The sequence below is a fragment of the Sphingomonas trueperi genome, from assembly GCF_011927635.1.
GTDB classification, from domain to species: domain Bacteria; phylum Pseudomonadota; class Alphaproteobacteria; order Sphingomonadales; family Sphingomonadaceae; genus Sphingomonas; species Sphingomonas trueperi.
Map to the genome: position 1 here is coordinate 576,060 of NZ_JAATJB010000001.1, position 26,395 is coordinate 602,454.

General features: G+C 69.0%; 26 protein-coding genes and 1 tRNA gene. 16 read left to right on the top strand and 11 right to left on the bottom strand.

All coding sequences use genetic code 11. The features are described 5' to 3' along the window. The first annotated feature begins 40 nt into the window (after nucleotides 1-40). Nucleotides 41-1,429, top strand: coding sequence for a phosphoglucomutase/phosphomannomutase PgmG (gene pgmG, locus GGR89_RS02670; RefSeq protein ID WP_125973254.1), 1,389 nt, complete (start codon nucleotides 41-43; stop codon nucleotides 1,427-1,429). A gap of 166 nt (nucleotides 1,430-1,595) precedes the next feature. Here pgmG and GGR89_RS02675 read toward each other — a convergent pair whose 3' ends face one another. From GGR89_RS02675 to metX, 4 genes are read right to left on the bottom strand one after another with little or no spacing between them, the layout of a single operon-like run. Then, on the bottom strand, nucleotides 1,596-2,459 hold the full coding sequence (locus GGR89_RS02675) for a pirin family protein (RefSeq protein ID WP_125973256.1): 864 nt from the start codon (nucleotides 2,457-2,459) through the stop codon (nucleotides 1,596-1,598). Beyond that, complete coding sequence (metW, locus tag GGR89_RS02680; RefSeq protein WP_125973257.1) at nucleotides 2,456-3,049, bottom strand: methionine biosynthesis protein MetW; 594 nt, start codon at nucleotides 3,047-3,049, stop codon at nucleotides 2,456-2,458. The genes GGR89_RS02675 and metW overlap by 4 nt, the downstream gene beginning before the upstream one ends. After that, nucleotides 3,046-3,471 carry a GNAT family N-acetyltransferase gene (locus tag GGR89_RS02685; RefSeq protein ID WP_125973259.1) on the bottom strand — a complete coding sequence of 142 codons (426 nt, stop codon included), beginning with the start codon at nucleotides 3,469-3,471 and terminating at the stop codon, nucleotides 3,046-3,048. Before GGR89_RS02685 ends, metW begins: the two co-directional genes overlap by 4 nt. Continuing rightward, on the bottom strand, nucleotides 3,471-4,607 hold the full coding sequence (gene metX / locus GGR89_RS02690; RefSeq protein ID WP_125973261.1) for a homoserine O-acetyltransferase MetX: 1,137 nt from the start codon (nucleotides 4,605-4,607) through the stop codon (nucleotides 3,471-3,473). The genes GGR89_RS02685 and metX overlap by 1 nt, the downstream gene beginning before the upstream one ends. Before the next feature lie 117 nt (nucleotides 4,608-4,724). Here metX and hisC point away from each other — a divergent pair, with 117 nt between their 5' ends. Both hisC and GGR89_RS02700 read left to right on the top strand, forming a co-directional pair. Continuing rightward, on the top strand, nucleotides 4,725-5,819 hold the full coding sequence (hisC, locus tag GGR89_RS02695; RefSeq protein WP_125973263.1) for a histidinol-phosphate transaminase: 1,095 nt from the start codon (nucleotides 4,725-4,727) through the stop codon (nucleotides 5,817-5,819). Further along, entirely contained in the window at nucleotides 5,819-6,727 is a 909-nt protein-coding gene (locus tag GGR89_RS02700; protein ID WP_125973265.1) for a prephenate/arogenate dehydrogenase family protein, read from the top strand. The genes hisC and GGR89_RS02700 overlap by 1 nt, the downstream gene beginning before the upstream one ends. A 123-nt stretch (nucleotides 6,728-6,850) precedes the next feature. Here the strand turns inward: GGR89_RS02700 and GGR89_RS02705 are convergent, their stop codons facing one another. Continuing rightward, a complete protein-coding gene (locus GGR89_RS02705) occupies nucleotides 6,851-7,087 on the bottom strand; it encodes a hypothetical protein (protein ID WP_125973267.1) in 237 nt (78 codons plus the stop codon). Nucleotides 7,088-7,177: 90 nt separating this feature from the next. On the opposite strand from GGR89_RS02705, the gene GGR89_RS02710 reads away from it, so the two are divergent. From GGR89_RS02710 to GGR89_RS02720, 3 genes are all read left to right on the top strand, one after another. Beyond that, nucleotides 7,178-8,998: an ABCB family ABC transporter ATP-binding protein/permease gene (locus GGR89_RS02710; protein WP_206431074.1), complete on the top strand. Its 1,821-nt coding sequence runs from the start codon at nucleotides 7,178-7,180 to the stop codon at nucleotides 8,996-8,998. Between the two features lie 88 nt (nucleotides 8,999-9,086). Further along, nucleotides 9,087-9,956 (top strand): hypothetical protein, encoded by an 870-nt coding sequence (locus GGR89_RS02715; protein WP_125973269.1) that lies wholly within the window; start codon nucleotides 9,087-9,089, stop codon nucleotides 9,954-9,956. A 49-nt stretch (nucleotides 9,957-10,005) separates the two neighbouring features. Then, nucleotides 10,006-10,941 carry an alpha/beta fold hydrolase gene (locus GGR89_RS02720; protein ID WP_125973271.1) on the top strand — a complete coding sequence of 312 codons (936 nt, stop codon included), beginning with the start codon at nucleotides 10,006-10,008 and terminating at the stop codon, nucleotides 10,939-10,941. Nucleotides 10,942-11,103: 162 nt separating this feature from the next. Here GGR89_RS02720 and GGR89_RS02725 read toward each other — a convergent pair whose 3' ends face one another. After that, complete coding sequence (locus GGR89_RS02725) at nucleotides 11,104-11,688, bottom strand: TlpA family protein disulfide reductase (RefSeq protein ID WP_125978185.1); 585 nt, start codon at nucleotides 11,686-11,688, stop codon at nucleotides 11,104-11,106. Here GGR89_RS02725 and argH point away from each other — a divergent pair. From argH to GGR89_RS02750, 5 genes are read left to right on the top strand one after another with little or no spacing between them, the layout of a single operon-like run. Next, nucleotides 11,687-13,063 carry an argininosuccinate lyase gene (gene argH, locus GGR89_RS02730; RefSeq protein WP_125978183.1) on the top strand — a complete coding sequence of 459 codons (1,377 nt, stop codon included), beginning with the start codon at nucleotides 11,687-11,689 and terminating at the stop codon, nucleotides 13,061-13,063. The genes GGR89_RS02725 and argH overlap by 2 nt on opposite strands. After that, nucleotides 13,060-13,305 (top strand): hypothetical protein, encoded by a 246-nt coding sequence (locus GGR89_RS02735; protein ID WP_125978181.1) that lies wholly within the window; start codon nucleotides 13,060-13,062, stop codon nucleotides 13,303-13,305. The genes argH and GGR89_RS02735 overlap by 4 nt, the downstream gene beginning before the upstream one ends. 34 nt (nucleotides 13,306-13,339) lie before the next feature. Beyond that, the gene (lysA, locus tag GGR89_RS02740; RefSeq protein WP_125978179.1) at nucleotides 13,340-14,599 is read left to right on the top strand and encodes a diaminopimelate decarboxylase; all 1,260 of its coding nucleotides are present in this window, start codon (nucleotides 13,340-13,342) and stop codon (nucleotides 14,597-14,599) included. Further along, nucleotides 14,596-15,351 carry a precorrin-2 dehydrogenase/sirohydrochlorin ferrochelatase family protein gene (locus GGR89_RS02745; RefSeq protein WP_125978177.1) on the top strand — a complete coding sequence of 252 codons (756 nt, stop codon included), beginning with the start codon at nucleotides 14,596-14,598 and terminating at the stop codon, nucleotides 15,349-15,351. The genes lysA and GGR89_RS02745 overlap by 4 nt, the downstream gene beginning before the upstream one ends. Next, the gene (locus GGR89_RS02750; RefSeq protein ID WP_125978175.1) at nucleotides 15,348-16,298 is read left to right on the top strand and encodes a CorA family divalent cation transporter; all 951 of its coding nucleotides are present in this window, start codon (nucleotides 15,348-15,350) and stop codon (nucleotides 16,296-16,298) included. Before GGR89_RS02745 ends, GGR89_RS02750 begins: the two co-directional genes overlap by 4 nt. Nucleotides 16,299-16,421: 123 nt before the next feature. On the opposite strand, the gene GGR89_RS02755 is transcribed toward GGR89_RS02750, so the two are convergent. The 4 genes from GGR89_RS02755 to GGR89_RS02770 all read right to left on the bottom strand — a co-directional run bounded on the left by GGR89_RS02755 (nucleotide 16,422) and on the right by GGR89_RS02770 (nucleotide 21,216). Continuing rightward, nucleotides 16,422-16,958: an NADPH-dependent FMN reductase gene (locus GGR89_RS02755; RefSeq protein ID WP_125978173.1), complete on the bottom strand. Its 537-nt coding sequence runs from the start codon at nucleotides 16,956-16,958 to the stop codon at nucleotides 16,422-16,424. A 14-nt stretch (nucleotides 16,959-16,972) separates the two neighbouring features. After that, nucleotides 16,973-18,310 (bottom strand): M28 family metallopeptidase, encoded by a 1,338-nt coding sequence (locus GGR89_RS02760; protein WP_125978171.1) that lies wholly within the window; start codon nucleotides 18,308-18,310, stop codon nucleotides 16,973-16,975. Between the two features lie 79 nt (nucleotides 18,311-18,389). Next, a complete protein-coding gene (locus GGR89_RS02765; RefSeq protein ID WP_164542728.1) occupies nucleotides 18,390-20,960 on the bottom strand; it encodes a TonB-dependent receptor in 2,571 nt (856 codons plus the stop codon). Between the two features lie 169 nt (nucleotides 20,961-21,129). Continuing rightward, nucleotides 21,130-21,216 (bottom strand) — tRNA-Leu (locus GGR89_RS02770). A 129-nt stretch (nucleotides 21,217-21,345) separates the two neighbouring features. Between GGR89_RS02770 and GGR89_RS02775 the strand changes: the two genes are divergently transcribed. Beyond that, on the top strand, nucleotides 21,346-22,704 hold the full coding sequence (locus GGR89_RS02775; RefSeq protein ID WP_125978169.1) for an MATE family efflux transporter: 1,359 nt from the start codon (nucleotides 21,346-21,348) through the stop codon (nucleotides 22,702-22,704). Here GGR89_RS02775 and GGR89_RS02780 read toward each other — a convergent pair. Continuing rightward, nucleotides 22,676-23,371, bottom strand: coding sequence for a zinc-ribbon domain-containing protein (locus GGR89_RS02780; protein WP_125978167.1), 696 nt, complete (start codon nucleotides 23,369-23,371; stop codon nucleotides 22,676-22,678). The genes GGR89_RS02775 and GGR89_RS02780 overlap by 29 nt on opposite strands. A 165-nt stretch (nucleotides 23,372-23,536) precedes the next feature. On the opposite strand from GGR89_RS02780, the gene ftsE reads away from it, so the two are divergent. From ftsE to GGR89_RS02800, 4 genes are read left to right on the top strand one after another with little or no spacing between them, the layout of a single operon-like run. Further along, complete coding sequence (gene ftsE / locus GGR89_RS02785) at nucleotides 23,537-24,238, top strand: cell division ATP-binding protein FtsE (RefSeq protein WP_125978165.1); 702 nt, start codon at nucleotides 23,537-23,539, stop codon at nucleotides 24,236-24,238. Beyond that, nucleotides 24,235-25,119: a cell division protein FtsX gene (locus GGR89_RS02790; RefSeq protein WP_125978163.1), complete on the top strand. Its 885-nt coding sequence runs from the start codon at nucleotides 24,235-24,237 to the stop codon at nucleotides 25,117-25,119. Before ftsE ends, GGR89_RS02790 begins: the two co-directional genes overlap by 4 nt. Then, nucleotides 25,116-25,655, top strand: coding sequence for a YdcF family protein (locus GGR89_RS02795; RefSeq protein ID WP_125978161.1), 540 nt, complete (start codon nucleotides 25,116-25,118; stop codon nucleotides 25,653-25,655). Before GGR89_RS02790 ends, GGR89_RS02795 begins: the two co-directional genes overlap by 4 nt. Beyond that, entirely contained in the window at nucleotides 25,655-26,338 is a 684-nt protein-coding gene (locus tag GGR89_RS02800; protein WP_125978159.1) for a lysophospholipid acyltransferase family protein, read from the top strand. Before GGR89_RS02795 ends, GGR89_RS02800 begins: the two co-directional genes overlap by 1 nt. The last annotated feature ends 57 nt before the right edge of the window (nucleotides 26,339-26,395 follow it).

A 26,395-nucleotide genomic window follows, 5' to 3' on the forward strand; every position in this document is an offset into this window, starting at 1 on the left:
CGCGGAAGAGGCGCGCATCTTTACCTTCGGGAGGGCTTACATGACGCACCGTTTCGATCCGACGTCGTTGCGCGAATACGACATCCGCGGAATCGTGGGAAAGACGCTGGGTCCGGACGACGCGCGGGCGATCGGCCGCGGCTTCGCGACGCTGCTGCGCCGCGCCGGCGGCCGCCGGGTGGCGGTGGGCCGCGACGGCCGCATCTCCTCGCCGATGCTCGAGGCGGCGCTGATCGAGGGCCTGACCGCCTCGGGCTGCGACGTGGTACGCACCGGCATGGGCCCGACGCCGATGCTATATTATGCCGAGGCAACGCTGGAGGTGGATGGCGGCATCCAGATTACCGGCAGCCACAATCCCGGCAACTATAACGGCTTCAAGATGGTGTTCCAGCACCGCTCGTTCTTCGGCCAGGACATCCAGACGCTGGGCAAGATGGCGGCGGAAGGCGATTGGGACGAGGGCGACGGCACCGAGACGGTGACCGATGCTGACATCGAGGACCTGTATGTCAGCCGTCTCGTCGCGGGCTATGCCGGCGGTTCGTTCAAGATCGGCTGGGACGCGGGCAACGGCGCCGCCGGCCCGGTGATCGAGAAGCTCGTCAAGCTGCTGCCGGGTGAGCACCATACGCTGTTCACCGATGTGGACGGTAATTTCCCCAACCATCATCCCGATCCTACCGAAGAGAAGAATCTCGCGGATCTGAAGAAGCTCGTCGCCGAGAAGAACCTCGATTTCGGTCTGGCTTTCGACGGCGACGGCGACCGTCTGGGCGCGATCGACGGCCAGGGCCGGGTGGTGTGGGGCGACCAGCTGCTCGCCATCCTCGCCGAGCCGGTGCTGCGCATCGATCCGGGCGCGACGATCATCGCGGACGTGAAGGCCAGCCAGGCGCTCTATGACCGGATCGCGGAGCTCGGCGGCAAGCCGGTGATGTGGAAGACCGGCCACAGCCTGATCAAGACCAAGATGAAGGAAACCGGCGCCCCGCTCGCGGGCGAGATGAGCGGCCACATCTTCTTCGCGCAGGATTATTACGGCTTCGACGACGCCCAGTACGCGGCGATCCGCCTGATCCAGGCGGTGCACGTGATCGGCAAGTCGCTCACCCAGATCAAGGACGAGATGCCGGCGATGGTCAACACGCCGGAGATGCGCTTCCAGGTCGACGAGAGCCGCAAGTTCCCGGTCGTCGAGGAAGTGCTCGATCGGCTCGAGGCGGACGGCGCCCAGGTCGACCGCACCGACGGTGCGCGGGTCAACACCGATGACGGCTGGTGGCTGCTGCGTGCGTCGAACACCCAGGACGTGCTGGTGGCGCGCGCCGAGGCGAAGGACCAGGCGGGTCTCGATCGCCTGATGGCGCAGATCGACGACCAGTTGGCCAAGAGCGGCATCGTCCGCGGCGAGCAAGCGGCGCATTGAGGCGAGGGGGCTGCGCTCCGCCGCGGGCGGAGGGCGGCCCCTTCCTTTGCCGTCATCCCGGCGGAAGCCGGGATCCAGACACCTTTCCGTCACGGCGCTTGCTTCAGCGGTGACCCCAATGGATTCCGGCTTTCGCCGGAATGACAAGCATTGGGAAAGCGGTGCCTCAGCCCGCCACGATCTCCGCCACGCCGAAAAGCCCACGCTGGTAATCGGCATAGGCCTGGTGGATTTCCTGCACGCTGTTCATCACGAACGGGCCATGCGCGACCACCGGCTCGGGGATCGGCGCAGCGTGGCCGAACAGGACCAGCGCAGGCGCGTCGGCGGTGAGCGTCAGCGTGTCGCCCGCCGAGAGGCTGGCGAGGTGCCAGTTCGGCAGCGCGCGCTCGCCCACGCGGACGCTACCGCGCACCGCGTAGAGGAACAGGTCCCGGCCCGCGAGGCCATCGAAAGTCAGCGTCGCTCCTGCCGCCAGCTCCGCCCAGCACAGGAACACGCCGGTCAGCGACTCGATGGGACCGGTGCGCCCTTCGAACGCGCCCGAGACGAGGTGCACCGTCGCGCCGTCGCCTGCGGCCACGCCCGGAAACGCCTCCGCCTGCAGCCCGACATAGCGCGGCGCGGTCATCTTGAGCCGGCTGGGCAGGTTCACCCAGAGCTGGAGAATCTCCATCGGCCCGCCGTCGCGCTTGAACTCGGCCGGCGAGACCTCGGCATGCACGATCCCGCGCCCGGCGGTCATCCACTGGACGCCTCCGGCGCGGATGATGCTTTCGTGCCCGGCCGAATCGGTGTGCGCCAGCGAGCCCTCCAGGATGAAGGTCACCGTCTCGAAGCCGCGATGCGGATGCGGGCCGAAGGGCAGGCCGCGATTATTCTGCGGGTAGGTCTGCGGCCCGTGATGGTTGAGGAACAGGAAGGCGCCGATCTGCTCCAGCCCCGGTCCCGGCACCGGTCGGCGGGTGACGAGATCGCCGATATCGTCGCGATAGGCCGCGTGGGTGGCGCGCAGGGTGACGTCGGTCATCGGTCGTGTCTCAACAGGAAGACGGCGTGTTCCGCCAATAGGTTGGCCATGCCCGATCCGGTCTGCTGGTCGCCCGAGAGGAACCAGGCGCCTTCGATGGCGATACCGCGTTCCTTCACCAGCGCGCGGAAATCGTCGACGGTGACATGGTGGATGTTGGGCGTCGCATACCAGGCGATCGGCAGCAGCCGCGTGACCGGCATGCGGCCCCCGAACAGCAGCGAGGCGCGTACTCGCCAATGCGCGAAATTGGGGAAGGAGACGAAGGCGTGGCGGCCGATCCGCAGCAACTGCTCGAGCACCCAATCGGGCCGCCGCGTGGTTTGCAGCGTCTGGCTGAGAATGGCATAGTCGAAGCTGTCGTCGGGATAATCGGCAAGATCGCTGTCGGCGTCCCCCTGGATCACCGACAGGCCGCGCCCCACCGCCGCGGCGACGTTGGTCGGCTCCAGCTCCAGCCCCCGCGCGTCGCAGCCGCGATCGTCGCGGAGCGCCGCCATCAGCGCGCCGTCGCCGCAACCGACATCGAGGATGCGCGCGCCGCGGTTCACGTGGCTGGCGATGATCGCGAGGTCGGGGCGCAGAGTCATCGCGAATAGATCTCCGGGTCTTCGCGTACCATCAGCCGCTCGGGCGGGTGCGGGTAGGGTGTCCAGCCGAGCCTGGCATAGACCGGCTGCATGTCGCGGGTGAACAGCGCCCAGCGGCGCAGGCCCTGCAACTCGGGATGGGCATGGAGCGCCTCGATCATCCGTCGCGCCAGCCCGGCGCCGCGATGCGGCTCCAGCACGAACACATCGGCCAGATAGGCGAAGGTCGCGCGGTCGCTGACCACCCGGGCGAAGCCGATCTGTTCGCCGGTGACGGCAAAGGCGCCGACGCAGATCGAGTTGGCGATCGCGCGGGCGACGATCGCCCGCGGAATGCCCGGCGACCAGTAGCTGGTGGTCAGATAGCCATGCACCACATCCAGCTGCTGGGCTTCGGACCCGATCGCGATGCGATACGCCATCACGCGCCTCCCGCCGTGAGGAAGCCGCCGATCACGCGGTCCAGCTCCGGGCTCTCCAGCAGGAAGGCGTCGTGGCCGAAGGGCGAGCTCAGTTCGACGAAGCTGGCCGGCGCGCCGGCGGCGTTGAGCGCATGGGCGATGCTGCGCGATTCCGCGGTGGGGTAGAGCCAGTCGGTATCGAAGCTCACCACGCAGAATCGCGCCTGGGATCCCCGGAAGGCGTTGGCGAGCAGCCCGCCATGTTCTTCGGCCAGATCGAAATAATCCAGCGCACGCGTGATGTAGAGATAGGAATTGGCGTCGAACCGGTCGACGAACGCCAAGCCCTGGTGGCGCAGATAGCTCTCCACCTGGAAATCGGCGTCGAAGCCGAAGGTCTTGGCCCCGTTTGGATTATCAGGGCGTCCCTGCAGCTTGCGGCCGAACTTGGCGGTGAGGCCCGCCTCGGACAAATAGGTGATGTGCGCCGCCATCCGCGCCACGGCGAGCCCGGCGGCGGGCGGATCCTGTGCCGCGTAATAGGCGCCGCCGCGCCACTTGGGGTCGGCCATGATCGCCTGGCGGCCGACCTCGTGGAAGGCGATGTTCTGCGCGGAGTGCCTAGCCGCAGAGGCGATCACCACCGCCGCGCGCACCCGCTCGGGGAAGGTCGCCGCCCAGCTCAGCGCCTGCATGCCGCCCATCGATCCGCCGACCACCGCGAACAGGCGGTCGATGCCGAGATGGTCGAGCAGCATGGCCTGCGCGCGCACCATGTCGCGGATGGTGATCACTGGGAACTGCATCCCCCAGGGCTGGCCGGTCGCCGGGTTGATCGTCGCGGGACCCGAGGAGCCAAGGCAGCTGCCGAGCACGTTCGAGCAGATCACGAACCAGCGACTGGTATCGACCGGCTTGCCGGGGCCGACCATGCGTGCCCACCAGCCGGGCTTGCCGGTGACGGGATGTTCGGAGGCAAGGTGCTGGTCGCCGGTCAGCGCATGGCAGACGAGGATGGCGTTGCTCGCGTCCGGGGCGAGGGTGCCATAGGTTTCGTAGGCGATGTCGACGGGCGAGAACAGCACGCCGCCGTCGAGGCGCAGCGGCCCCGGCAGCGTTACCGAGCGGCGAAGGCCGAAACGCGGATCATCGGACATGCCGCAGGCGGTTAAGCCGGGGAGGGCCGGTGTTCAAGCTTCCCATTCCTCCCCGGCACGGGGAGGAATTGCCGTACCGCTTGCCAATCCGCCCCCGTTCCTCCAATCCCCGGCCCCATGAACGCACCCGTCCCCAAGCCCTGGGTGATGGCCATCGCCCCCTATGTCCCGGGCCGCGCCACCACCGATTCGGGCAAGCCCGCCGCCAAGCTTTCGTCGAACGAGAATCCGTTCGGCACGCCTCAGGCCGCGCGCGATGCCTATGCCGCCGCCGCGACCGAGCTGGAGCGCTATCCCGATGCCGGCGCCGTCGCGCTGCGCGAGGCGCTGGGTTCGCATTACGGGGTGGAGCCCGAGCGGATCGTCTACGGCACGGGTTCGGACGAAGTGCTGCACCTCGCCGCCGGGGCCTTTGCCGGGGTGGGCGACGAGATCATCTATGTCCGCTACGGCTTCGCGGTGTACGACATCGCCGCTAGGCGGGTCGGCGCGACGCCGGTGGTGGCGCCCGATCGCGACTATGCGACCGATGTCGACGCGATCCTCGCCTGCGTGACCGACAAGACCCGGATCGTCTTCCTCGCCAACCCGAACAATCCGACCGGCACCTACACGGCGCGCGAGGAGATCGCCCGCCTGCACGCCGCGCTCCCCAAGACCGTGCTGTTGGTGCTTGACCAGGCGTACACCGAATATCTCGACCCCGAGGACGATGACGGCGGCCTCGAGCTCGCCCGCACCCAGCCCAACGTGCTGGTGACGCGCACCTTCTCCAAGATCTTCGGCCTGGCTTCCGAGCGGGTCGGCTGGGGCTATGCGCACCCCGACATCATCGCCGCGATGCACCGCATCCGCGCGCCCTTCGCGTTCAGCATCGGTGCCGGCCGGGCGGCGATCGCCGCGCTGGGCGACAAGGATTTCGTCGAGCACAGCCGTGCGCACAATGCCAAGTGGCGCGCATGGTTCGCCGACGAGATCGCGAGCATGGGCAACAAGGGCGTCCGCGCGGTGCCCTCCAAGGCCAACTTCCAGCTCGTCCTGTTCGAAGGCGCGGTGAACGCCGAGGCGGCGTACAAGCACCTGATGGAAGACGGCTATATCGTCCGCTGGCTGCCCGGCCAGGGCCTGCCGCACGGGCTGCGCATCACCATCGGCACCGAGGAAGAGATCAAGGGCGTGGCCGCCTCGCTGCGCCGCTTGCTCGGCGCCTGATGCTGCCCTTCGCGCGCGTCACCATCCTCGGCCTCGGGCTGATCGGCTCGTCGATCGCCCGCGGCATCCGCCAGCACATGCCGAGCGTGCGCGTGACCGGCTATGACGCCGATCCGTCCGTGCGCGAGACTGCAGTGGCGATCGAGCTGTGCGACGACGTGGCGGACAGCGCCGGCACCTCGGTGATCGATGCGGACCTGGTGATCCTCTGCGTGCCGGTGGGTGCGATGGGCGCGGTCGCGGCGGAATTCGCCGCCGACCTGCCCGCCGAGGCGATCGTCAGCGATGTCGGCTCGTCCAAGCTGAGCGTGATCGAGGCGGTGCGGGAAGCATTGCCGAACGCGACCTTCATCCCGGCGCATCCGGTAGCCGGCACCGAGAATAGCGGCCCGACCGCCGGCTTCGCCTCGCTGTTCCACCATCGCTGGTGCATCGTCACGCCCCCCGAGGGCAGCGATCCGCTCGCGGTGGAGCGGGTGAGCGAGTTCTGGCGGCGGCTGGGCGCGATGGTCGAGACGATGGAGCCCGGGCACCATGACCGGGTGCTCGCGGTGACCAGCCATCTGCCGCACCTGATCGCCTATACGATCGTCGGCACCGCCTCGGACCTCGAGGAAGTCACCCAGTCCGAGGTGATCAAATATTCGGCAGGCGGTTTCCGCGACTTCACCCGCATCGCCGCGTCCGATCCGACGATGTGGCGTGACGTGTTCCTCAGCAATCGCGAGGCGGTGCTGGACATGCTCCAGCGGTTCACCGAGGACCTGACCGCGCTGCAGCGCGCGATCCGCTGGGGCAAGGGTGACGAGCTGTTCGAGCTGTTCAGCCGCACCCGCGCGATCCGTCGCTCGATCATCGACCAGGGGCAGGACGACGCGCGGCCGGACTTCGGGCGCTCGCACGAATAGTCCCGGTGGGCTGTCATTCCGGCGAAAGCCGGAATCCATTGGGGTCTCCGCAACCATTCTTGCTGCGGCGTAGTGGCGAATGGATCCCGGCTTTCGCCGGGATGACGGTTCCGGGTTGGGGCGTCAGCCCCCCGTCACCGGCCGCCGCTGCTCCCGCGCGACCATCTGCTCGCTCTGCCGCTGGCAGGCAGCCTGCACGACGGGATAGTCGACATCGGTGGCGCGACGAAGCGCTGCCTCCATGGCTTCCTGGCAGGCGACCTGCGACGTATAGCGCGCGGGTTCCAGTCGGACCTGGCGGCAGGCCTGCGCATCGTCGGTGCAGCCCATGATCGCCAGCACGTAGAGCAGTTGGTCCATGGCAGATGACCTCCTGCCGCAATCAACGGACGGACCTCCGGGCTGTTCCCGTGGTTGCGTCGCGTGGCCTTGCGTCCCAGATTAGGGCGGATGCCTCCCGAAACCTCGTCCTCCAAGCTCGACCGGCCCATGTTCGGCACGATGAAGCGCTTCCTGCCGTACCTATGGCCGCGCCATGCGCCGGGGCTGCGGGTGCGGATCGTGCTCGCGCTGCTGCTCGTGCTCTGCTCGAAGCTGGTGCAGGTTTACGGCGCCCCCTTCGCGCTGCAGGGCGCGATCGACCGGATGGCCTCGGGCCCGCGCGACGCGGTGTGGCTGATCGTCGCGCTCGTCACCGGCTATGCTGCCGCGCGGCTGGGCACGGTGCTGTTCGACAACCTCCGCAACGCGGTGTTCGAGCGGGTGGGGCAGGATGCGACCCGCCGGCTTGCCTCCGACGTGTTCCGCCACCTCCACCAGCTGAGCCTGCGCTTTCACCTCAACCGCCGCACCGGCGCGGTGACCAAGGTGGTCGAGCGCGGCACCAAGAGCATCGACACGATGCTCTACTTCCTGCTGTTCAACATCGCGCCGACGATCCTCGAGCTCGGCATGGTGCTGGGCATTTTCGGCACGCGCTTCGGCTGGTGGCTGGTCGCGGGCACGCTGGCGATGGTGGTGGTCTATATCGCCTTCACCCGCTGGGTGACCGACTGGCGCTCCAAGCTGCGCGAGCAGATGAACGACCTCGACACGGGCGCGGTCGCGCATGCGGTCGATTCGCTGCTCAACTTCGAGACGGTGAAGTACTTCAACGCCGAAGCCCGCGAGAGCGCGCGATACGATAAGGCGATGACCGCGTACATGAACGCCGCCGTCACCAGCGAGAATTCGCTCGCCTGGCTCAATATCGGCCAGGCGGTGATCACCAACCTGATGCTCGCGGCCGGCATGGCGCTGGTGGTGTTCGGCTGGTCCACCGGCCGCTTCACGCCGGGCGACGTGGTGCTGGTGTCGACGCTGCTCAGCCAGCTGTTCCGTCCGCTCGACATGCTCGGCTGGGTCTATCGCACGATCCGCCAGGGCGTGATCGACATGGGCGCGATGTTCGACCTGCTCGATACCGGCGCCGAGGTGAAGGACGCCGCCGATGCCCAGCCGCTGGCCGTGCAGCAGGGCCATGTGCGGTTCGAGGGCGTGCAGTTCGGCTATGACGCCGATCGTCAGATCCTGAAGGGGATCGACCTCGACATTCCGGCAGGCGCCACCGTCGCGGTGGTCGGCCCCTCGGGCGCGGGCAAGTCGACGCTCGCGCGGCTGATGTACCGCTTCTACGACGTCACCGGCGGCCGCATCACCATCGACGGGCAGGACATCCGCGAGGTCACCCAGACCAGCCTGCGTGCCGCGATCGGAATCGTGCCGCAGGACACGGTGCTGTTCAACGAGACGATCGGCTACAACATCGCCTATGGCCGCGAGGGCGCGACCCCCGAGCAGATCGCCGAGGCGGTGCGCGGCGCCTCGATCGCGGGCTTCATCCAGGCGCTGCCCGATGGGCTCGACACGCGGGTGGGCGAACGCGGGCTCAAGCTTTCCGGCGGCGAGAAGCAGCGCGTGGCGATCGCCCGCACGCTGGTGAAGAACCCGCCGATCCTGATCCTCGACGAAGCCACCAGCGCGCTCGACAGCCGCACCGAGGCGGACATCCAGGCGACGCTCGAATCGATCGAGCAGGGCCGCACCACGATCGTCATCGCCCACCGCCTGTCGACGGTGGTACATGCCGACCGGATCATCGTGCTGGAGGCCGGCCGCGTGGTCGAGCAGGGCACCCATGCCGAACTGCTGCGCGAAGGCGGGATCTATGCCGAAATGTGGGCGCGGCAGGCGCAGGAGCGCGAGGAAGGCGAGGCGCCGGTCGCAGAATAAATCTGCGACGAAGCGTTGTTTAACAGCGATGGACGGAGGAGGGCGGGTGCGATAGTTTCGTGCGGTTCCTCGAATCGGAGCCTTGTCGATGCGCGTACTCACCCTCGCCGCGATCGCGGCGGTACTTGGCTGCGTTGCTTCCGCCTCTGCCCAACCCACCACTCCCGAACCGCGCAATCTGCCGTGGCGCAGCCTGCTCGCGTGGCAGCCCAAGCAGGGTAGCGTCACCTATGGCAATGACGATCTCCAGCTGACCGTCTCGGCGAGCGAAGCTGCGTCGCCGGATCAGCGGGTTCCGGTCGTCACCGTCCGGCGGACCGGCATGGCACCGGTCACGCTCCGCGGCGAACCCGGGATCGGCTGGCGATTCGGTATCGGCCGGATCGATTCGAAAGTCCGCGCGCCGGCGGTGCTGCTCGAGAGCTTCACCGGGGGCGCGCATTGCTGCAGCGTGATCGACGTCGCGGCGCCCGACGCAGCGGCCTATCGCGTCGTGCGGCTCAGCCATCGCGGTGTCGACGGCAAGACGAGCCATATGTTCGATGCCGCGCTGGACGAATTCCCGATCGATCTGTCAGGCGACGGCATTGCCGACTTCGTGCTGACCGACGATGCGTTTCTCTATCGCTTCTCCAGCTATGCCGGCAGCATGCCGCCGCCGCTGGTGTTGAACATCGTCGGTACCCGCACGGTGGATGTGTCGAAGGCGCCGGGGCTACGGCCGCTGTTCGCCATGAAGATGGCCGAGGCGCGCGCCTATTGCGCCGCGCCGGCATGGGCCGGGAACGAGCGCAATGGTGCTTGCGCGGGCTATGTCGCCGATGCCGCTCGGATCGGGCAGTTCGACGCAGCGTGGAAGCAGATGCTCGCGCAATACGACCCGCGCTCGACCTGGAACAAGAAGCCATTTCCGGCCGACCTTCGCGACTTTCTGCGCAGCCACGGCTATATCCGCTAAGGGCACGCCGCGGAGTCCGAGGCGTCGGCGCGGGTGAGGAGACGAGCAGATGCGGATAGCGTTCGGATTGGCAGGCATGGGCGTGCTCGGGCTGGTCGGCTGGTCCGCCTGGGCGAGCCGCAAGGCCGAGGCGATGGTGCCGGCGGACGGTCGCTTTGTCGACGTCGACGGCGCGCGGTTGCACATCGTCGAGCTGGGGCCAAAGGACGCGGCGGGGCCGGCGATCGTGATGATCCACGGCGTGATGGCGCAGCTGCGCAACTTCAGCCATTCGCTCGCCGGCCGGCTGGCGAAGGACCACCGGGTGATCCTGGTCGACCGCCCCGGCTGGGGCCATTCGCGGCTCACCGGCCCGCGCCCCGATCTCGCGCGCCAGGGGCGGATCATCGCGGCGCTCATCGAGAAGCTGGGGCTCGAAAAGCCGCTGGTCGTCGGCCATTCAATGGGCGGCGCGGTGGCGCTGGCGCTCGCCACCGAGCGGCCCGAGGTGCCCGGTGCGCTGGCGCTGATCGCACCGCTCACCCAGATGGTCGACCAGCCGCCGCCGGTGTTTCGCGGGCTGATGGCGCCGCCGGGCCTCCGCGAGGTGCTCGCCTGGACGGTTGCGGTGCCGATGGCCGTGGCATTCGGCAAGCAGGGGGCGGAGGCGGTTTTCGCGCCCGATCCGGTGCCGGCGGACTTCGCCACGGCGGGTGGCGGGGCGCTGTCGGCGCGCGCGTCCGCCTATCAGATGGGCAGCTTCGAGATCCGCATGGCGCAGCATGCGATGCCGCCGCTGATTGCGCGCTACGGCGAGATCCGGGTGCCGGTGTCGATCCTCTATGGACGGCAGGATGCGCTGCTCGATCCTGCGCTGCACGGCGAGCGGACGGCGACAGAGATTGCGAAGGGCCAGGTCACGCTTATCGAGGGCGGGCACATGCTGCCGCTGACGCGTGCCGACGAGACGGAGGCGTGGCTGCGCGAGGTGTTGGCTAATTTGTGATCCTCCCCGGGGCGAAGCGCCGGGGAGGGGGACCATTCGCGGAAGCGAATGGTGGAGGGGCCGTAGCGTAGCGGAGGGACGGTCAACCGCCTGCGGCGGCCCCTCCACCCCGCCGCTGCGCAGCGCGGTCCCCCTCCCCCAGCGAGCTGGGGGAGGATTTGCTTACTTCGCTTCGGCGATCAGCTTGGCGGCAGCGTCACCCGCCCAGTCGAACTCGCCCGAGACGCGCCACACTTCCTTGCCCGCCGAATCATACAGGATCGTCGTCGGCAGGTTGACGCCGAGCTGCACGCTGAACGCCGTGTCGGTGTCCAGATAGGGCTTCAGATTCTTGTAGCCGTTCTTCTGGAAGAAGGGGCCGACGACCTCCATTCCCTTCAGGTCCTGGCTGAGCGGGAGCACCACCAGCTTGTCGCCCGCCTTGCCTGCGAGCGTATCGAGCGTCGGCATCTCCTTGATGCACGGCGCGCACCAGGTCGCCCACAGGTTGAGCAGCACCGGCTTGCCCTTGAACGCGGCCAGCGTGGTCTTCTTGCCCGCGGCATCGGTGAACGGAATCGTCGGTGCTGCCTCGCCCTTGTGGCTGCGGTCGACGGTGCCGCCCGGCGCGGGCGCAGTCGCGTTTGGCGGGGCCGAAGTTTCGTTCGCTTGCTGAGAAGGCTGCGATTGCTTATCGCACCCCGCAACTGCGAGGGCGCCCAGAAGGAGAAGACCGATCACCGAGCGCAAGGACAGCTCCAATTCCATGTGGGGAGGGCGCTTCGCCGAAGGCCCGTCCGCGGTGATGCGCGAGATAAACGCCTCCATCCCCTTCGACAAGCGGATGTGGCAGCAGGATCTGCGCGGCTCCAAGGCGCATGTCGCGATGCTGGGCCGGCAAGGGATCGTGGGCGCCGACGATGCCGCCACGATCAGCGCGGGACTCGACCAGGTCGCCGAGGAGTTCGCCGCGAACGGCGTGCCCGAGGATCTGGCGCTGGAAGACATCCACATGCTCTCCGAAAGCCGGCTGGCTGCGACGATCGGCCCCGTCGCGGGCCGTCTCCACACCGCGCGCTCGCGCAACGACCAGGTCGCGACCGACTTCCGCCTCTGGGTGCGCGACGCGATCGACCAGGCCGATGCGGCGCTGGGCGCGCTGCAGGACGCGCTGCTGGCGCGTGCCGAGCAGCATGCCGACAGCGTGATGCCGGGCTTCACCCATCTCCAGGTCGCGCAGCCGGTAACCTTGGGCCACCATCTGATGGCCTATTTCGAGATGTTCGCGCGCGATCGCTCCCGGCTCAAGGATGCCCGCGCCCGCATGAACCTGTGTCCGCTCGGCTCGGCGGCGCTGGCCGGCACCGGCTTCAACCTCGATCGCGAAGCGACGGCACATGCGCTGGGCTTCGACGGGCCGACCCGCAATTCGCTCGATTCGGTGTCGGACCGCGACTTCGCGCTCGATTACCTGACGGCCGCCGCGCAGTGCAGCCTCCACCTCAGCCGGCTGGCCGAGGAGTTCGTGATCTGGGCGAGCCAGCCCTTCGGCTTCGTCGCCCTGTCCGACCAATGGTCGACCGGCAGCTCGATCATGCCGCAGAAGCGCAACCCCGACGCGGCCGAGCTGGTCCGCGGGCATTCGGGCCGGATCAGCGGCGCGCTGGTCAGTCTGATGATGACGATGAAGGGGCTGCCGCTCGCCTATTCGAAGGACATGCAGGACGACAAGCCGCCGGTGTTCGAGGCGCACGACCTGCTCGGCCTCAGCATCGCGGCAATGACCGGCATGGTCGAGAGCGCGACCTTCCGGCTGGAGCGGATGCGCGCGGCGGCCGAGGCCGGCTTCTCGACCGCGACGGATCTGGCCGACTGGCTGGTGCGTGAGGGCGGCATCCCGTTCCGCGAGGCGCACCACATCACTGGCCGTGCGGTGGCGAAGGCCGAGGCGGACGGTATCCGGCTCGACCAGCTGCCGATCGCGGCGCTCCAGGAAATCGATGCACGGATCGATGAACGCGTGTACGGCGTTCTCAGCGTCGACGCATCGGTGAACAGCCGGACCAGCTTCGGCGGCACGGCACCGTCGCGCGTTCGCGCGGCGATAGCGGCGGCGCGCAAGGGCCGTGAGGAGGAAGCATGAGGAAGCGACTGCTGCTCACCGTACCGGCCCTGGGCTTGGTGCTGAGCGGTTGCGGCGTGCGCGAGGCCCTGGCCCCGCCGCCGGGGGCATCGCTGCCGGTGGCGCCGTATGGCGCCGCGGCGACGCCCACGCCTCCCGATCTTCTCAAACCCACGGCGCAGACCCGCCCTTCGCGCAGCGACGACCTGATCCAGGCGTCCGAGGCGCGGCGGAGCGACGAGTTCGACCTGCCACCCAACTGATTTTGGCGGCCAATCGCGCCGCACCCAGAGGCCCATGACCGATTTCTCGATGATCGACGGCGAACTGCACGTCGAATCGCTGCCCCTCGCGCGCATCGCCGCCGAGGTGGGTACGCCCGTCTATGTCTATTCCACCGAGCGCTTCCAGGCCAATGCCCGTGCCTTCCGCGACGCGCTGAAGCCGCTGGGGCGGATCCACCTCGCCTTCGCGATCAAGGCCAATCCCAACCTCGCGGTGCTCAAGCTGCTGGCGAACGAGGGCTTCGGCGCCGATGTCGTCTCGGGCGGCGAGATGGCGCGCGCGCTGGCCGCGGGCGTGGCGCCCAAGGACATTGTCTTCTCGGGCGTCGGCAAGACCCGCCGCGAGCTGGTCAAGGGGCTGGAGGCCGGGATCGGCCAGTTCAACCTCGAGCTGGTCGAGGAAGGCGAAGTTCTGGCGGCACTTGCGGCCGAGCGCGGGCTCACCGCGCGCGCGGCGCTGCGCGTGAACCCGGACGTCGATGCCGGCACGCACGAGAAGATCTCCACCGGCAAGGCCGAGAACAAGTTCGGCCTGCCGATCGGCGAGGCGCCCGAGATCTTCGACCGGCTCGGCAAGCTGCCGGGCCTCGATCTGCACGGCATCGCGGTGCATATCGGCAGCCAACTGCTCGGCCTCGCGCCGCTGGAAGCCGCGTTCGAGCGCGTCGGCCGGCTGCTCGCCGAGCTGCGCGCGAATGGGCACACCATCACCCATGTCGATCTCGGCGGCGGGCTGGGCGTCGCCTATCGCCCCGGTGAGGTGCCGCCGACGCCGGAAGCCTATGCGGAGATGGTCGCGCGGGTGACGAAGGACTGGGACGTCGAGCTGATGTTCGAGCCCGGCCGCACCATCGCCGGCAGCGCGGGCGTGCTGGTCACCGAAGTGCTGTGGGTGAAGCCGGGGCAGGTCCATCCCTGGGTGGTGGTCGACGCCGCGATGAACGACCTCGCCCGTGTGGCGCTGTACGATGCCTATCACGGATTCGCGGCGGTGAAGCCCAGCGGCGAGCGCTTCGTCGCCAACGTCGCCGGGCCGGTGTGCGAAAGCACCGACGTGTTCGTCAAGGCGCGCGAGATCGACGCCGTGCAGGCCGGCGACCTCGCGGTGCTGGAGACGGCCGGCGCGTACGGCGCGACCATGGCCAGCACCTATAATAGCCGCCCGCTGGTGCCCGAGGTGCTGGTCTCGGGCGACCGCTACGCCATCGTCGCCGGCCGCATCTCCGCTGAGGAGATCATGGCCGCCGAGCAGGTGCCGGACTGGCTGAAGTGACGCTCGCCGCGCTGCCCCTGTTCGTGAAGCTGGCGGGGCGGCCGGTGATTCTGGTCGGCGAAGGCGAGCCGGCCGACGCCAAGCGCCGCCTGCTCGACCGCGCCGGCGCGCGGGTGGTGGGCGAGGGCGATGCCGCCGCGCTCGCCATCGTTGCACTGGAGGAACCCGAGGACGTTGTCGCCCGGCTCAAGGCGCGAGGCGTGCTGGTCAATTGCGTCGACCGGCCCGAGCTGTGCGACTTCACCCTGCCGGCGATCGTCGACCGCGATCCGGTACTGATCGCCATCGGCACCGGCGGGGTTTCCGCCGGGCTCGCCGCGGCGCTGCGGCAACGGCTGGAGGCCTTGCTGCCGACGAGCCTCGGCGCGCTGGCCAAGGGGCTGGGCCGCAGCCGGGCGGCGATGAAGGCGCGCTGGCCCGATGCAGGTGCTCGCCGGCGCGCGTTGGCCGATGCGCTCGGCGAGGGCGGCATGCTCGACCTGCTCGCAAGCGACGGCGATGTCGATCGCTGGCTGGCCCAGGGCGCCGCACCCCAAGCCGAGCTCGTCACCCTGCGGCTGACCTCGCCCGATCCCGAGGATCTCACGCTGCGGCAGGCGCGGCTGCTTGCGCAGGCCGACCGGCTTTTCCATTGTGGCGACGTGCCCGACGCCATCCTCAACCGCGCGCGTGCCGATGCCGCGCGCATCCTCGCCCGTCCCCCCGCCGATCCCGGCGAAGGCCTGTCGCTCTTTCTGGAGATGGCGGGTTGAGCGGCTTTGCCTATGTCGTGAAGGACGGCAAGGTCGAGCAGCCGACGATGCGCGCGGCGCTCGGGCAGAATGGCGGCCTCACCTGGATCCATCTGACCACCAATGACGAGCGCGCCCAGCTCTGGCTCGGCGGCGAGGCGCAGCTGTCGCAATATGTGATCGACGCGCTGACCGCGACCGAAACGCGCCCGCGCTGCGACGCGGTCGGCGAGGGCGCGGTGATCAACCTGCGCGGGTTGTCGTCCGAGGCGACGACCGCCTCCGATCCGCTCGCCTCGATCCGCATCTACGCGATGGGCGGCTGCGTCTTTTCGGTGACGCGCAAGCATCTGAGCGCGCTGCAATCGGTGCGCGACGAGGTGGAGTCGCACAAGATCCTCGATCCCGGCGACCTGATCGCCGCGATCGCCTCGGCAATCACCGAGGAACTCGACCCGGTGGTGGCCGAGCTCGGCGACTCGCTCGACGATTGCGAGGAGCAGATTTCCGGGCACCGCGCCTTCGAGCTGCGGCGGATGGTGAACAAGGTGCGGGTGCAGGCGATCGGCTATCGCCGCTTCCTCAATCCGCAGCGCGCTGCGATCGAGAAGCTGGCCGGCCTGCCTGGCGAATGGCTGCGTGAGGACGACCGGCTCCACCTTGCCGCCGCTGCCGACCGCGCCGCGCGCATGGCGGAGGAAGTCGAGAGCATCCGCGAGCGCGCCGCGCTTACCCACGAAACGCTCACCGACCTGCGCGGCGAGTTGCTCGACCAGCGCTCGCTGGTGATCGCCATCGTCGCGATGGTGTTCCTGCCGCTGACCTTCCTTACCGGCCTGCTCGGCATGAATGTCGACGGCATTCCCTGGGCGCACGAGCCCTGGGCCTTCTGGGGCGTGGTGGCGGTGTGCCTAACGATGGCGCTGGGGATCGCCGGCTATTTCGCCCACCGGCACTGGTTCGAATAGACGCCCAAGCCCGTCATTCCGGCGAAAGCCGGAATCCATTGGGGTCACCGTCTCGGCTCTAGTCCTAACGTAGCGGCGAATGGATCCCGGCTTTCGCCGGGATGACGGCTGGTGGGGGGCGCCTCAGCGCTTCAGGAAGTCGAAGATCTGCCCGACCATCACGTCGAGCGATGCCTGGCAGTGCGATTCCACGTCCGGCGTCTCGACCGTGTTTACCGCAATCCCCATCGGCGTCGGCCAGCCGCGCAGCGCGTGGGTGATGGTGCGCAGCGCCTGCAGTGTCGAGACCGACGCTTGCCAACCCGCGGCGGTGGCGATCAGGCCCACCGGCATGCCGTCGAAATAGACGCGATCGTCGCGGCTGAGCAGCTCGACATAGTCGAGCGCGGTCTTCACCAGCCCGGAAATCGTGCCGTGATAGCCCGGCGAGCCGATGAGCACCGCATCGGCACTGCGCAGCGTCTCGACGAACCGCATCACCTTGGCATCGCTGTCGCCATGCTCGGGTTCGAAATGCGGGAAGACGATGTCGGGCCCGGTGAGCAACGTGGTGCGCGCGCCGCGCGCCTCCGCGCGGGCGAGCGCGGCGCTGAGCAGGCGGGCGGTGCTCGATTGCGCGCGAAGCGTGCCGCCGAGCGCGACGATATGGGGGGTGGTCATGCTACCTCGTTCGGTCATTCGGGCTTGCCGCCCGGCTTCCATTCCGGCTTGGCGTCGCTGTTGGCCAGCGCATGCAGCGGCTCGACCAGCGACTGGATCGCGCGGGTCATGAAGGCGATGTCGATATTGGCGAGCGTGTCGTCCTTGCTGTGATAGGTCGGCACCACCGCCCAGCCGGAGATGGTGTGGGCGACGACGCCCTTCCTCGCGAGCGAGTAATTGTCCGAACGCTGGAAGAAGTTCTGCTCCGGATAGGGATCGGCGGCGACCAGCGCGCCGTGGCTTTTCAGCGTCTCGCCCAGCGTCGAGCGCTCGAAGCCGGTCATCATCATCGTCCCGGCGGGGAGCTTGGGGTCCTGCGCGCCGATCATCTCGACTTCGACATTGGCGACGATCTGGTCGAGCGGCACCGGCGGGTGGGCACCGAAATAGGTCGAGCCATAGCCGCCGATCTCTTCCGCACCATACGCGACGAACAGGATGCCGCGCTTGGTGCGGCCCTTGGCGGCCAGCGTCCGGGCGAGTTCGAGCACCGCAGTGGTGCCTGAGGCGTCGTCATTGGCACCGTGCAGGATCGTGCCGTCCGCCTGGACGCCGAGGTGATCGAGATGCGCGCTGAGCAGCAACACGCCCGCCTTGGGGTCGGCACCCGGCAGCCAGCCGATCGCGTTGGTGGTGGTGGCGACCTTCTCTTCCACCGGCACGGTGAGCGAAACCTTGGGATCTTTCTGCGCCGCGAGTGCATCGAAGGCGGCTGCGGGCAGCACTACGATCGAGGGTGCGGGTTCGCGCGGCTCGCTGCGCAGCCCGCCGGGCAGGCGCGGTTCGCCGTGCAGGCCCTTGATCATCGCCTGCGTCTCGGCGCTCTCGCGGACGAGCAGCAGGCGGGGAGTCTTGAACGAGCGTGCCAGCCGGTAGAGCTGCATGACGGGCATCTCGCCGGTGATCAGCATCACCGGGGCGGGTGCCATGCGCGACATCGCCTTGGCGGGGGTGAGCCTGGCGACGCCCTCGCTGCCCGTGCCGTCGCCGACCAGCAGCACTGCGCCCGGCACCGTCTGGCCGTTGGCGGTCAGCGTGATCGGCGCCTTGAGCTTCAGCCGGACGATATCGGCCTTTTGCAGATAGCCGTCCATCCCCGGCGCGGGCTGGAGCCCGAAGCCGCGGAACTGGGCGGCGACATAGGCGGCGGCGATCGCCTCGTCGGGCGTGGCGCTGCCGCGGCCGCGCAGCTCGTCGCCGGCGAGAAAGGTCTCGTGCGCGCGAACCCAGTCTGCGCTGACCTGCGCGCTCGCCGGTACTGCCAGCACGCTTGCGGCGGCCCATGCCGCCAGCAGCAACCCACGCTTCATTCGCCATCCCCCGTTCGGTTCGTGCCGGGTGATGGGGCAAGCGGGCGCGGCGCGCAACCGGTGCCGCGCCCGCTGACCGTCAGAAGAACAGCTTGCGGATGCTGAGGGTCACCGCGCGGCCAGTGGGATCGAGCAGATCGGGCTGGTAGTTGAGCGGCACCGCGCCGGTCTGGTCGGTCACGCGCTGGCGGCTGTTGAGGAGGTTGGTCACCCCCAGACTCACCCGCGTGCCGCGCAGCCAGGGATGCGCGCGCACCAGCTTGAACTGGCGACCGAGGTCCGCGAACACGCGCAGGTTGAACGTGCCGAGATCGCCGAAGTTGAGCTGGTTGGTGTTGTTCAGCCCGGTATAGACGCTGGTGCTGCTCTGCCACTTGAAGCCGAGCCGCATGCCGACACCGTCCTTGGTGAAGCCCGCCTGCGCATCGATCTGATGCGCCGGCTGGCCGCCCGCATTGCCGGCGGCATCGCCGTGCAACAGGTCGAGGATCGGCACGCCGTCGCGGATCTTGATCTGATTCTTGAAGTACCAGGTGTGGTAGAGGCTGAACTGCAGCCGGCCCGCCAACGCGCCATTGGGCCCGCCGAAGCCGCCACGTGCCCGCGCGGCGCCGCCGCCTTGGCCACCGCCGCCGGGCGCTGCGCCGGCCGGGGGGGCGGGGGGCGGACCGAACAGGCTGCCGCCGAACGGCGGACGCTGGCCGTTCTGGCCCTGGCCGAACAGCCGCGCCTGGCCTTCCGCCGGCAGCGGCTTGCCCGCGGCGATCGCGTCGGCGCGCTCCTTCTCGCGCTGGGCGCGCATTGCGGCGATCTTCTTCTCGAGCGACGACTTGATCGGCACCGAAAGGTTGAAGCCCCAGCGCAGCTGCTGGGTGTTGTTTTCGGCGAAGTTCACCGCGCGATTGTCGATGCTCACCAGATCGCCGTCGGGATCACGGACGAAGCGATCGGGGAACGCCGCCTCGATCGCCGCGGTGGCAGCGGGGAAGGTGGCGATGTCGTTGCGGATGCGGCTGGTCACATAATCGGCGCGGATCGACAGGTCGGTCTTCTCCGACGGCCGCAATTCCAACCCCAGCTTCATCACATGGCGCTTTTCCGCCTGAAGCGCGGGATTGCCGCCGGTGATGGTGGTGATCGTCACCGTCTGGCCGGTGCGATAGTCGAACACGCGGGTGTTCGGGCTGGCGACGACGGGGCCGCCGAGCTGGCTGGTGCTCGGCGCATCCTCGGCATCGGTCCAGGAGGCGAGCAGCCGCACCGGCTTGAACGGTGACCAGTTCACCCCATAGCCCGTGGTGGTCAGCGTGCCGAAGTCCGAGAGGTGCTGGACGGCGACGTTGCCGTTGATCGTCAGGTCGCCGAGCGGCTGGAGCACGTCGCGGCGGCGGCTGGCGATCGGCAGGTCGATGTTGAGCTGGCTGCTGCCGATGTTGCGCGAGAGCGAGGCATCGGTCGTCAGGCCATTGCGGAAGGCGGTACTGTCGAACCCGCTGAGGCTGCCGCCGATCCGCAACGAGGTCGAGACATCGCCGGCCGGCAGCTTGAACAGGGGCCCGCGCAGCAGTGCGTCGACCGTGCCGGTGTTCGAGGTCGAATTGCCGCGATCGGCTGGGCGCGCCGCGCCGAGCGAATCGAAGCCGCGATCGGTGATCGTCTTGCTCTCGACGCGATCGTAATTGCCGGTGAGCGACCAACTCCAGCTGTTGCTCCACGGCAGTTCATCTCCGTTGAGCGTAGTGCCGAAATGCGAGGTGATCGTGCGGCTGCTGGCGGTGAGCGGGCTGGGTTCGGCGGTGAGCGCCAGCGGCGCCGCGCTCTGCGACAATGCGAGTCCCCGCAGCGCTTCGCTCTGCTGCACTTCCAGCGTGCCGTTGACCGTCGCGCCGACCTTTTCGCTGAGGTTGCGGGCATAGCTGCCGTTGACGGTGAGGTCCTGGCTGGGGGCGACCAGCGTGCGATAGGGCGCTTGGTTGACGCCGCTGCCGTCGTTGAACGTCGCCTGCACGTTGCGCTCGCTCTCCAGCAGCGCCGAAGTGCCCTGGTACTTCACGTCGAGATTGACGCGGCGATCGCGGTTGATCTTGAGGATGTCCGCCTGCACCTCCTGGGTGCTGTTGCCGCCCTCGGTCGGCACGCCGCCTTCGAGTTCGGTGGTGAGCGCGCGGAAGCGTTCGCGCAGCACGAAATTCACCACGCGCTGGTCGGCCGAATAGCCGAACTTGAGCGCGACCTCCTCGGGCAGGATGTCGACCCGCTCGATCGCCTCGGTCGGCAGGTCGCGAATCTCGGCGAAGCTGGAGATGCGGCGGCCGTTGAGCAGCACCACCGGCCGGCCGCTGCCGCGCGCGCTGCCGGTTTGCGGCGCGAGTTCGTTGAGCAGGTCGGCGACCGAGGAGACGGCATAGGCGCGGATGTCCGCCTGGTTGAGCTGGATCTCGGGCGGAATGTCGCCCTTCACCGCGCCGCGCGGCTCGCTGGCGGTGACGACGATCTCGTCGGTATAGGGATCTTCCTGTACGGGCGCGGCGGGCTGGGTCTGGGCGGGGCGGCCGCCCGCCTGCTGCATCGGCGTCGTTGTCTGTGCCTGCGCCGCCAGCGGCGATACGCCTGCCAACAGTCCTGCCAGGGTGGTCCCCAGTCGCTTCATCGTTGCTCCGTCCCTTGTTCCGAATCAGAAGCGGGCCCGCAGGCCCGCTCGTCCTTGTTCGGCGGGTACGACGCACATGTCGCAAAACTGTGCCCGATTATCCGATAAATTGTCGCGCTTGTTGCGCAGATGCGAAAATGGGGGCCGTAGCCCCCATCCTCTGAATTCATGGTGCGGTCGAGAAGACTCGAACTTCCACGGCCTTTCGGCCACAACGACCTCAACGTTGCGCGTCTACCAGTTCCGCCACGACCGCACGTGAATTTCCGCCGGCATTTCCATACCAGCGGCTGGTAAGGCAGCGGCCCCTAGCAAAGCGAAATCGGGCTGGCAACCCGCTTTGTGCGGGTTTCTTGCGTTGTCGCTTCCGCCTATGCCTCCGGCCATGTCCGTTGCCACCCCGCTCGCCGCCGAAACGCGCCGCCTTCTCGCGCTGGCCTGGCCGGTGATGCTGACCGGGCTCAACTGGACGATTCTGCATGTGACGGACGTGGTGGTGGTGGGCATGGCCGGCACCCACCAGGTCGCGGCGCTGGGCGCGAGCCGGACGATTACCTTCCCAGGAATCGTGATGGGGTTGGGCGCGCTGACCGGCATCCTCGTCCACGTCTCGCGCGCCGACGGCGCCGGCGAACTGCGCCAGACCGGCCGCGTGCTCCACGAAGGCCTGCTGCTCGCGCTGCTGCTCGGCTTGGCGAGCATGGCCATCCTGTTCGGCTTCGCGGCGCCTTTGCTCGCTGGGGTGGGCGTCGCGCCGGACCTGGTCGCGGCGAGTACGCCGGTGGTGCGGGTGATGGCGCTCGCCTATCCGTTCCAGCTGCTCACCATTGCAACGAGTTTCTTCCTCGAAGGCGTCAGCCGGCCGGCGCGGGTGACGGTGGTCAACCTCGCCGTGCTGCCGATCAACGCGCTGCTCGCCTGGCTGCTCGCGACCGGCGCCTGGGGGCTGCCGGCACTCGGCGCGGTCGGCGCGGCGACCGCCACGGCCATCGCGTCGGCGCTCGGCGCGATCGGCATGCTCGCCGCCGCCTGGACGCTGCCGCGTGCCGAGCCGCGCGGGGTGCGGCTGCTCGGCGACTGGGGGCGGGCGGAGACGTGGCGCGGCGCTTGGGCGCTCGCCCGATTCGGCGTGGTGCCGGCAGTGGCATCGGGGCTGGAGCTGGTCGGCTTCTCGATCCTGATCGCGCTCTCCACCCAATTGGGCGAGACCACCGCGCATGCCTTCCAGATCGTCTTCTCGATCCACAACGTCACCTTTGCGGTGGCGCTGGGACTTGGGTCGGCGGCGGGGGTGCGCGCCGGCAATGCGGTGGGCGAGGGGGTGCCGCAGGCGGCAGCAGGGCGGGCCGGCATCGCCGCGCTGCTCGCCGCGCTTGCCACCGGGCTGCTGGCCGCCTGCCTGATGCTGGTGCCGATGCTGGTCGTGGCGCGCTTTCCCGCGCCGGGCGAGGTCCATGCGATGGCGGCGACGATGCTGCTGCTGTGGGCGCCGTTCATCCTCTTCGATGGCGTCCAGGTGGTGTTCGTCTATGCGCTGCGCTCGCTGGGCGACCAGGTCGCCGCGGGCATCAACGGCATCCTCGCCTTCTTCCTGGTGACCGGCGGGCTGGGGCTGTGGCTGGTCCAGGCCGGCCTCGGCGCACAGGCGCTGGTGCTCGCCTCGGGGCTCGGCATGGTGGCGGCGGCCCTGCTCGACGGCGGCCGCCTGCTCGTCGTCACCCGTCGAATTCGCTCACAAAGCTGAGCTTCACCGATTTGGCACCGCTGGGCACGTCGACCTTGGCCCCGTTGAAGTCGAAGCCGGCCTTGGGCTCCAGCGTGCGGACCGGCGGGGTAATCCGCCAGCTATAGACCTCGCGGCGCTCGCCATCGAGCAGCTGGATGCGGATGTCGGGCACATGCTGGGCCGTGGCGCTGTCGTTGAGCACCTTGCCCGAGACGATGAACAGCTTGCTGCCGTCCGTCCGTGCCTGCAGCGCGACGTTCTTCTCGCTGAACACCAGCTGCGCATTCGCGCCCCCGATCGGCAGGCCGAGTTGGGTCAGCACCTGCGGGGCCTTCCAGTAGAGCAGGGCCGCGCCGCCGAGCAGCACCGAGACGAGCGCGACCAGCGCCGCGATCGTCCAGCGGATGCCGCTGCGCTGCTTCGGGGCGGGTTCGTCGAACGGATCGTAGCTGGGCTCCGGCACGGGCTCGGCCGCGGCAAAGCTGCGCGGGGGGAGCGGTGCGGGCTCGGGCTCCGGCGCGAGGGCCGCGGCCGGGGCAGGCGGCGGGGCGGCGGGTGCCGGCGAAGCGCCCGACTGGAACCAGCTATGCTTGCAATTGGCGCAGCGTACCGTGCGGCCGTCCGGGCCGATCGCCGAATCCGGCACCTCGTAGCGCGATCCGCACTGGCTGCACTCCAAGATCATGCCCACACCCCCTGGTACCCGTCCGAAACGCGACGGACGTGCGAGTCTAGCGGGGCCGATTCGGGCCAGCAAGCGGCTTGGGACGGACGGCGGCTTGAGCGGAATCCGGGGCTGTGCGATGGCGGCCTAAGACCACCGCGAACAGGAGGCCGGGCCGCACGGCGCATGGGCAACATCGTGCACTTCGAAAATGTCGGCCTGCGCTATGGGACCGGACCGGAAACGCTGTCGGACGTGAGCTTCACGCTGGCGACGGGCGGCTTCTATTTCCTCACCGGCGCGTCCGGTGCCGGCAAGACCTCGCTGCTCAAGCTGCTCTACCTCGCCCAGCGCCCGACGCGCGGCGCGGTGCGGCTGTTCGGCGAGGATGCGGGGTCGCTGCCGCGCGCGCGGCTGCCCGGCTTCCGCCGCCGGATCGGCGTGGTGTTCCAGGACTTCCGGCTGCTGCCGCAGCTTTCCGCCTATGACAATGTCGCCCTTCCGCTGCGCGTGGCGGGGGTGCGCGAAAGCGAGATCGAGGCGCCGGTAATGGAGATGCTTGCCTGGGTGGGGCTGAGCGCGCGCGTCACCGCCAAGCCGCCGACGCTGTCGGGCGGCGAGCAGCAGCGCATCGCGATTGCGCGCGCGGTGATCGCCCGGCCCGAGATCCTCGTCGCCGACGAACCGACCGGCAACGTCGATCCCGACATGGCGGACCGGCTGCTGCACCTGTTCGAGGCGCTCAACCGGCTGGGCACCACCATCGTCGTCGCGACGCACGATCTCCACCTGATCGGCCGCATTCCGCACGCGCAGCTGATGCGCGTCGAGAAGGGCAAGCTGGTCGATCCCAGCGGCCTGCTCCGCCATCCGCCGGGGGGCGCATGAACGGCTTCCGGCATCGCGCCGCGATCGACCTGCGACTGCTCGGCGAAGGCCAGCGCGGCTGGGTGATGGCGGGCATCATGGGGATCATGCTGTTTCTCACCGTGCTGGCCGGGGCGCTGGGGCTGGGCGTGGCGCGTTCGGCCATCGGGCTCGATCGCCAGCTCGCCGGGCAGCTGACGGTGCAGCTGGTCGAACCCGATGCCGGGCTGCGTGACGTGCGGGCCAAGGCACTGGTTGCAGCTGTCGCCAAAGTGCCTGGCGTCACGCGCGTGCGCGAGGCCGATCGTGCCGAGCTGGCGGCGCTGCTCAAGCCGTGGCTCGGCGATGTCGGGCTCGATCCCGAGCTGCCGATGCCCGTGCTGATCGACGTGACCGCCACGGAGGGATCGACCGCGCAGGTGTCCGCCGCCGCCCGCCGCGTCGCCCCCCAGGCGCGGGTGGACAGCAGCGCGCGATGGCTGTCGCCGGTACGCGGGCTGCTCGGCGCACTGGGGCTCGTCGCGATCGGGCTGGTGCTGGTCATCGCCGCGGCGACGGCCGGGGTCGCGCTGCTCGTTGCGCGCGCGGGGCTGGACACGCACCGCGATACGATCGACGTGCTCCACATGCTCGGATCGACCGATCTCCAGGTGGCGCGCCTTCTCCAGCGCCGAATCGCGCGCGACACGCTGCTCGGCGGCGCGATCGGCACCCTGGCGGCGCTGGCACTGGTCGCGCTGTTCCAGACCAAGCTGGCGCTGACCGGATCGGAAGTGCTGGGCGGCGCGACGCTGGCGCCGGTCGACTGGACGCTGCTCCTGCTGCTACCGATCGGCTTCGCCTTGCTCGCCACCGTGGCGACACGGCTGACCGTACTCCACACGCTGGGGCGCAAGCTGTGATCCGGCGGCTGTTCTTCCTGCTGGTGCTGCTCGCGCTCGGCTGGGGCGCGGGCTTCGCGCTGTTCCTGTTCAGCCTCGGCAAGCCGCTGGGCGCGCATCGCACCGATGCGGTGGTGGTGCTGACCGGCGGGCCGGGGCGGATCCAGCGCGGGCTCGATGCGCTGCGCCGCGAAGATGCCAGGCGGATGCTGGTCAGCGGGGTGAATCCCGACGTGCGTCCGCGCGAGCTGGCGGCGCAATTCTCCGCTGACCGTGCGCTGTTCGGATGCTGCGTGGATCTGGGGCACGAGGCGGTCGACACCCGCTCCAACGCCGACGAGACCGGGCGCTGGGTGCACGATCACGACTATCACTCCATCAGGCTGGTCACCTCGGACTGGCACATGGCGCGCGCCCGGCTGGAGCTCGCCCATGTCCTGCAGGGCGTGACGATCGTCGGCGACGGCGTACCGAGCCGCCCCGGCTGGCGGATGCTGCTGCGCGAATATCACAAATATCTGGTGCGCCGGGGGGCGCTGTTGCTGGGGGTCGATTGATGGACGCGGTGCGTACGGTTCTCTTCCGCATCTTCTTCTACGGCGTGTCGATCATCCTGGTGCTGTGCGTCCCGTTCGCGGCGCTATTTGGCGGGCGCTTCCTGCGCGCCTATTCCAATTTCTGGGCGTGGACGATGCAATGGTCGTTGCACGCCATCGTCGGTGCGCGGCTGCGGATCGAGGGCACGGTGCCCGAGGGACAGCTGCTGTTCGCCGGCAAGCATGAAAGCTACTTCGAGGCGCTGGAACTGACCCGGATCCTGCACAGCCCAGCAACGGTGATGAAGCGCGAACTGGCCAGCATCCCGCTCTGGGGCTGGGCGGCGCAGCGTTACGGCACGATCGTGGTCGATCGCGAGGCCAATGCAACCGCGCTACGCTCGATGATGCGGGCGGCGCAGGCGGCGCGGGCGAGCGGGCGTTCGGTGCTGATCTTCCCGGAGGGGACGCGGGTGCTGCCGGGGGAGGCGCCGCCGCTGCGCTCGGGCTTTGCCGGACTCTACCGCGCGCTCGACCTGCCGGTGGTGCCGGTGGCGGTGCGCAGCGGAAGTGTCTGGCCGCGCAAGGGACTGATGCGCCCAGGCGAGATCGTCTTCCGCTTTGGCGAGCCGATCCCGCCCGGGCTGCCCCGCCGCGAGATCGAGGCGCGGGTGCATGCGGCGATCAACGCGCTGAACGGGTAGGCCCAGGAGGCCTGTTGTTCTGTCACCCCGGCGAAAGCCGGGACCCATTGAGGCCTA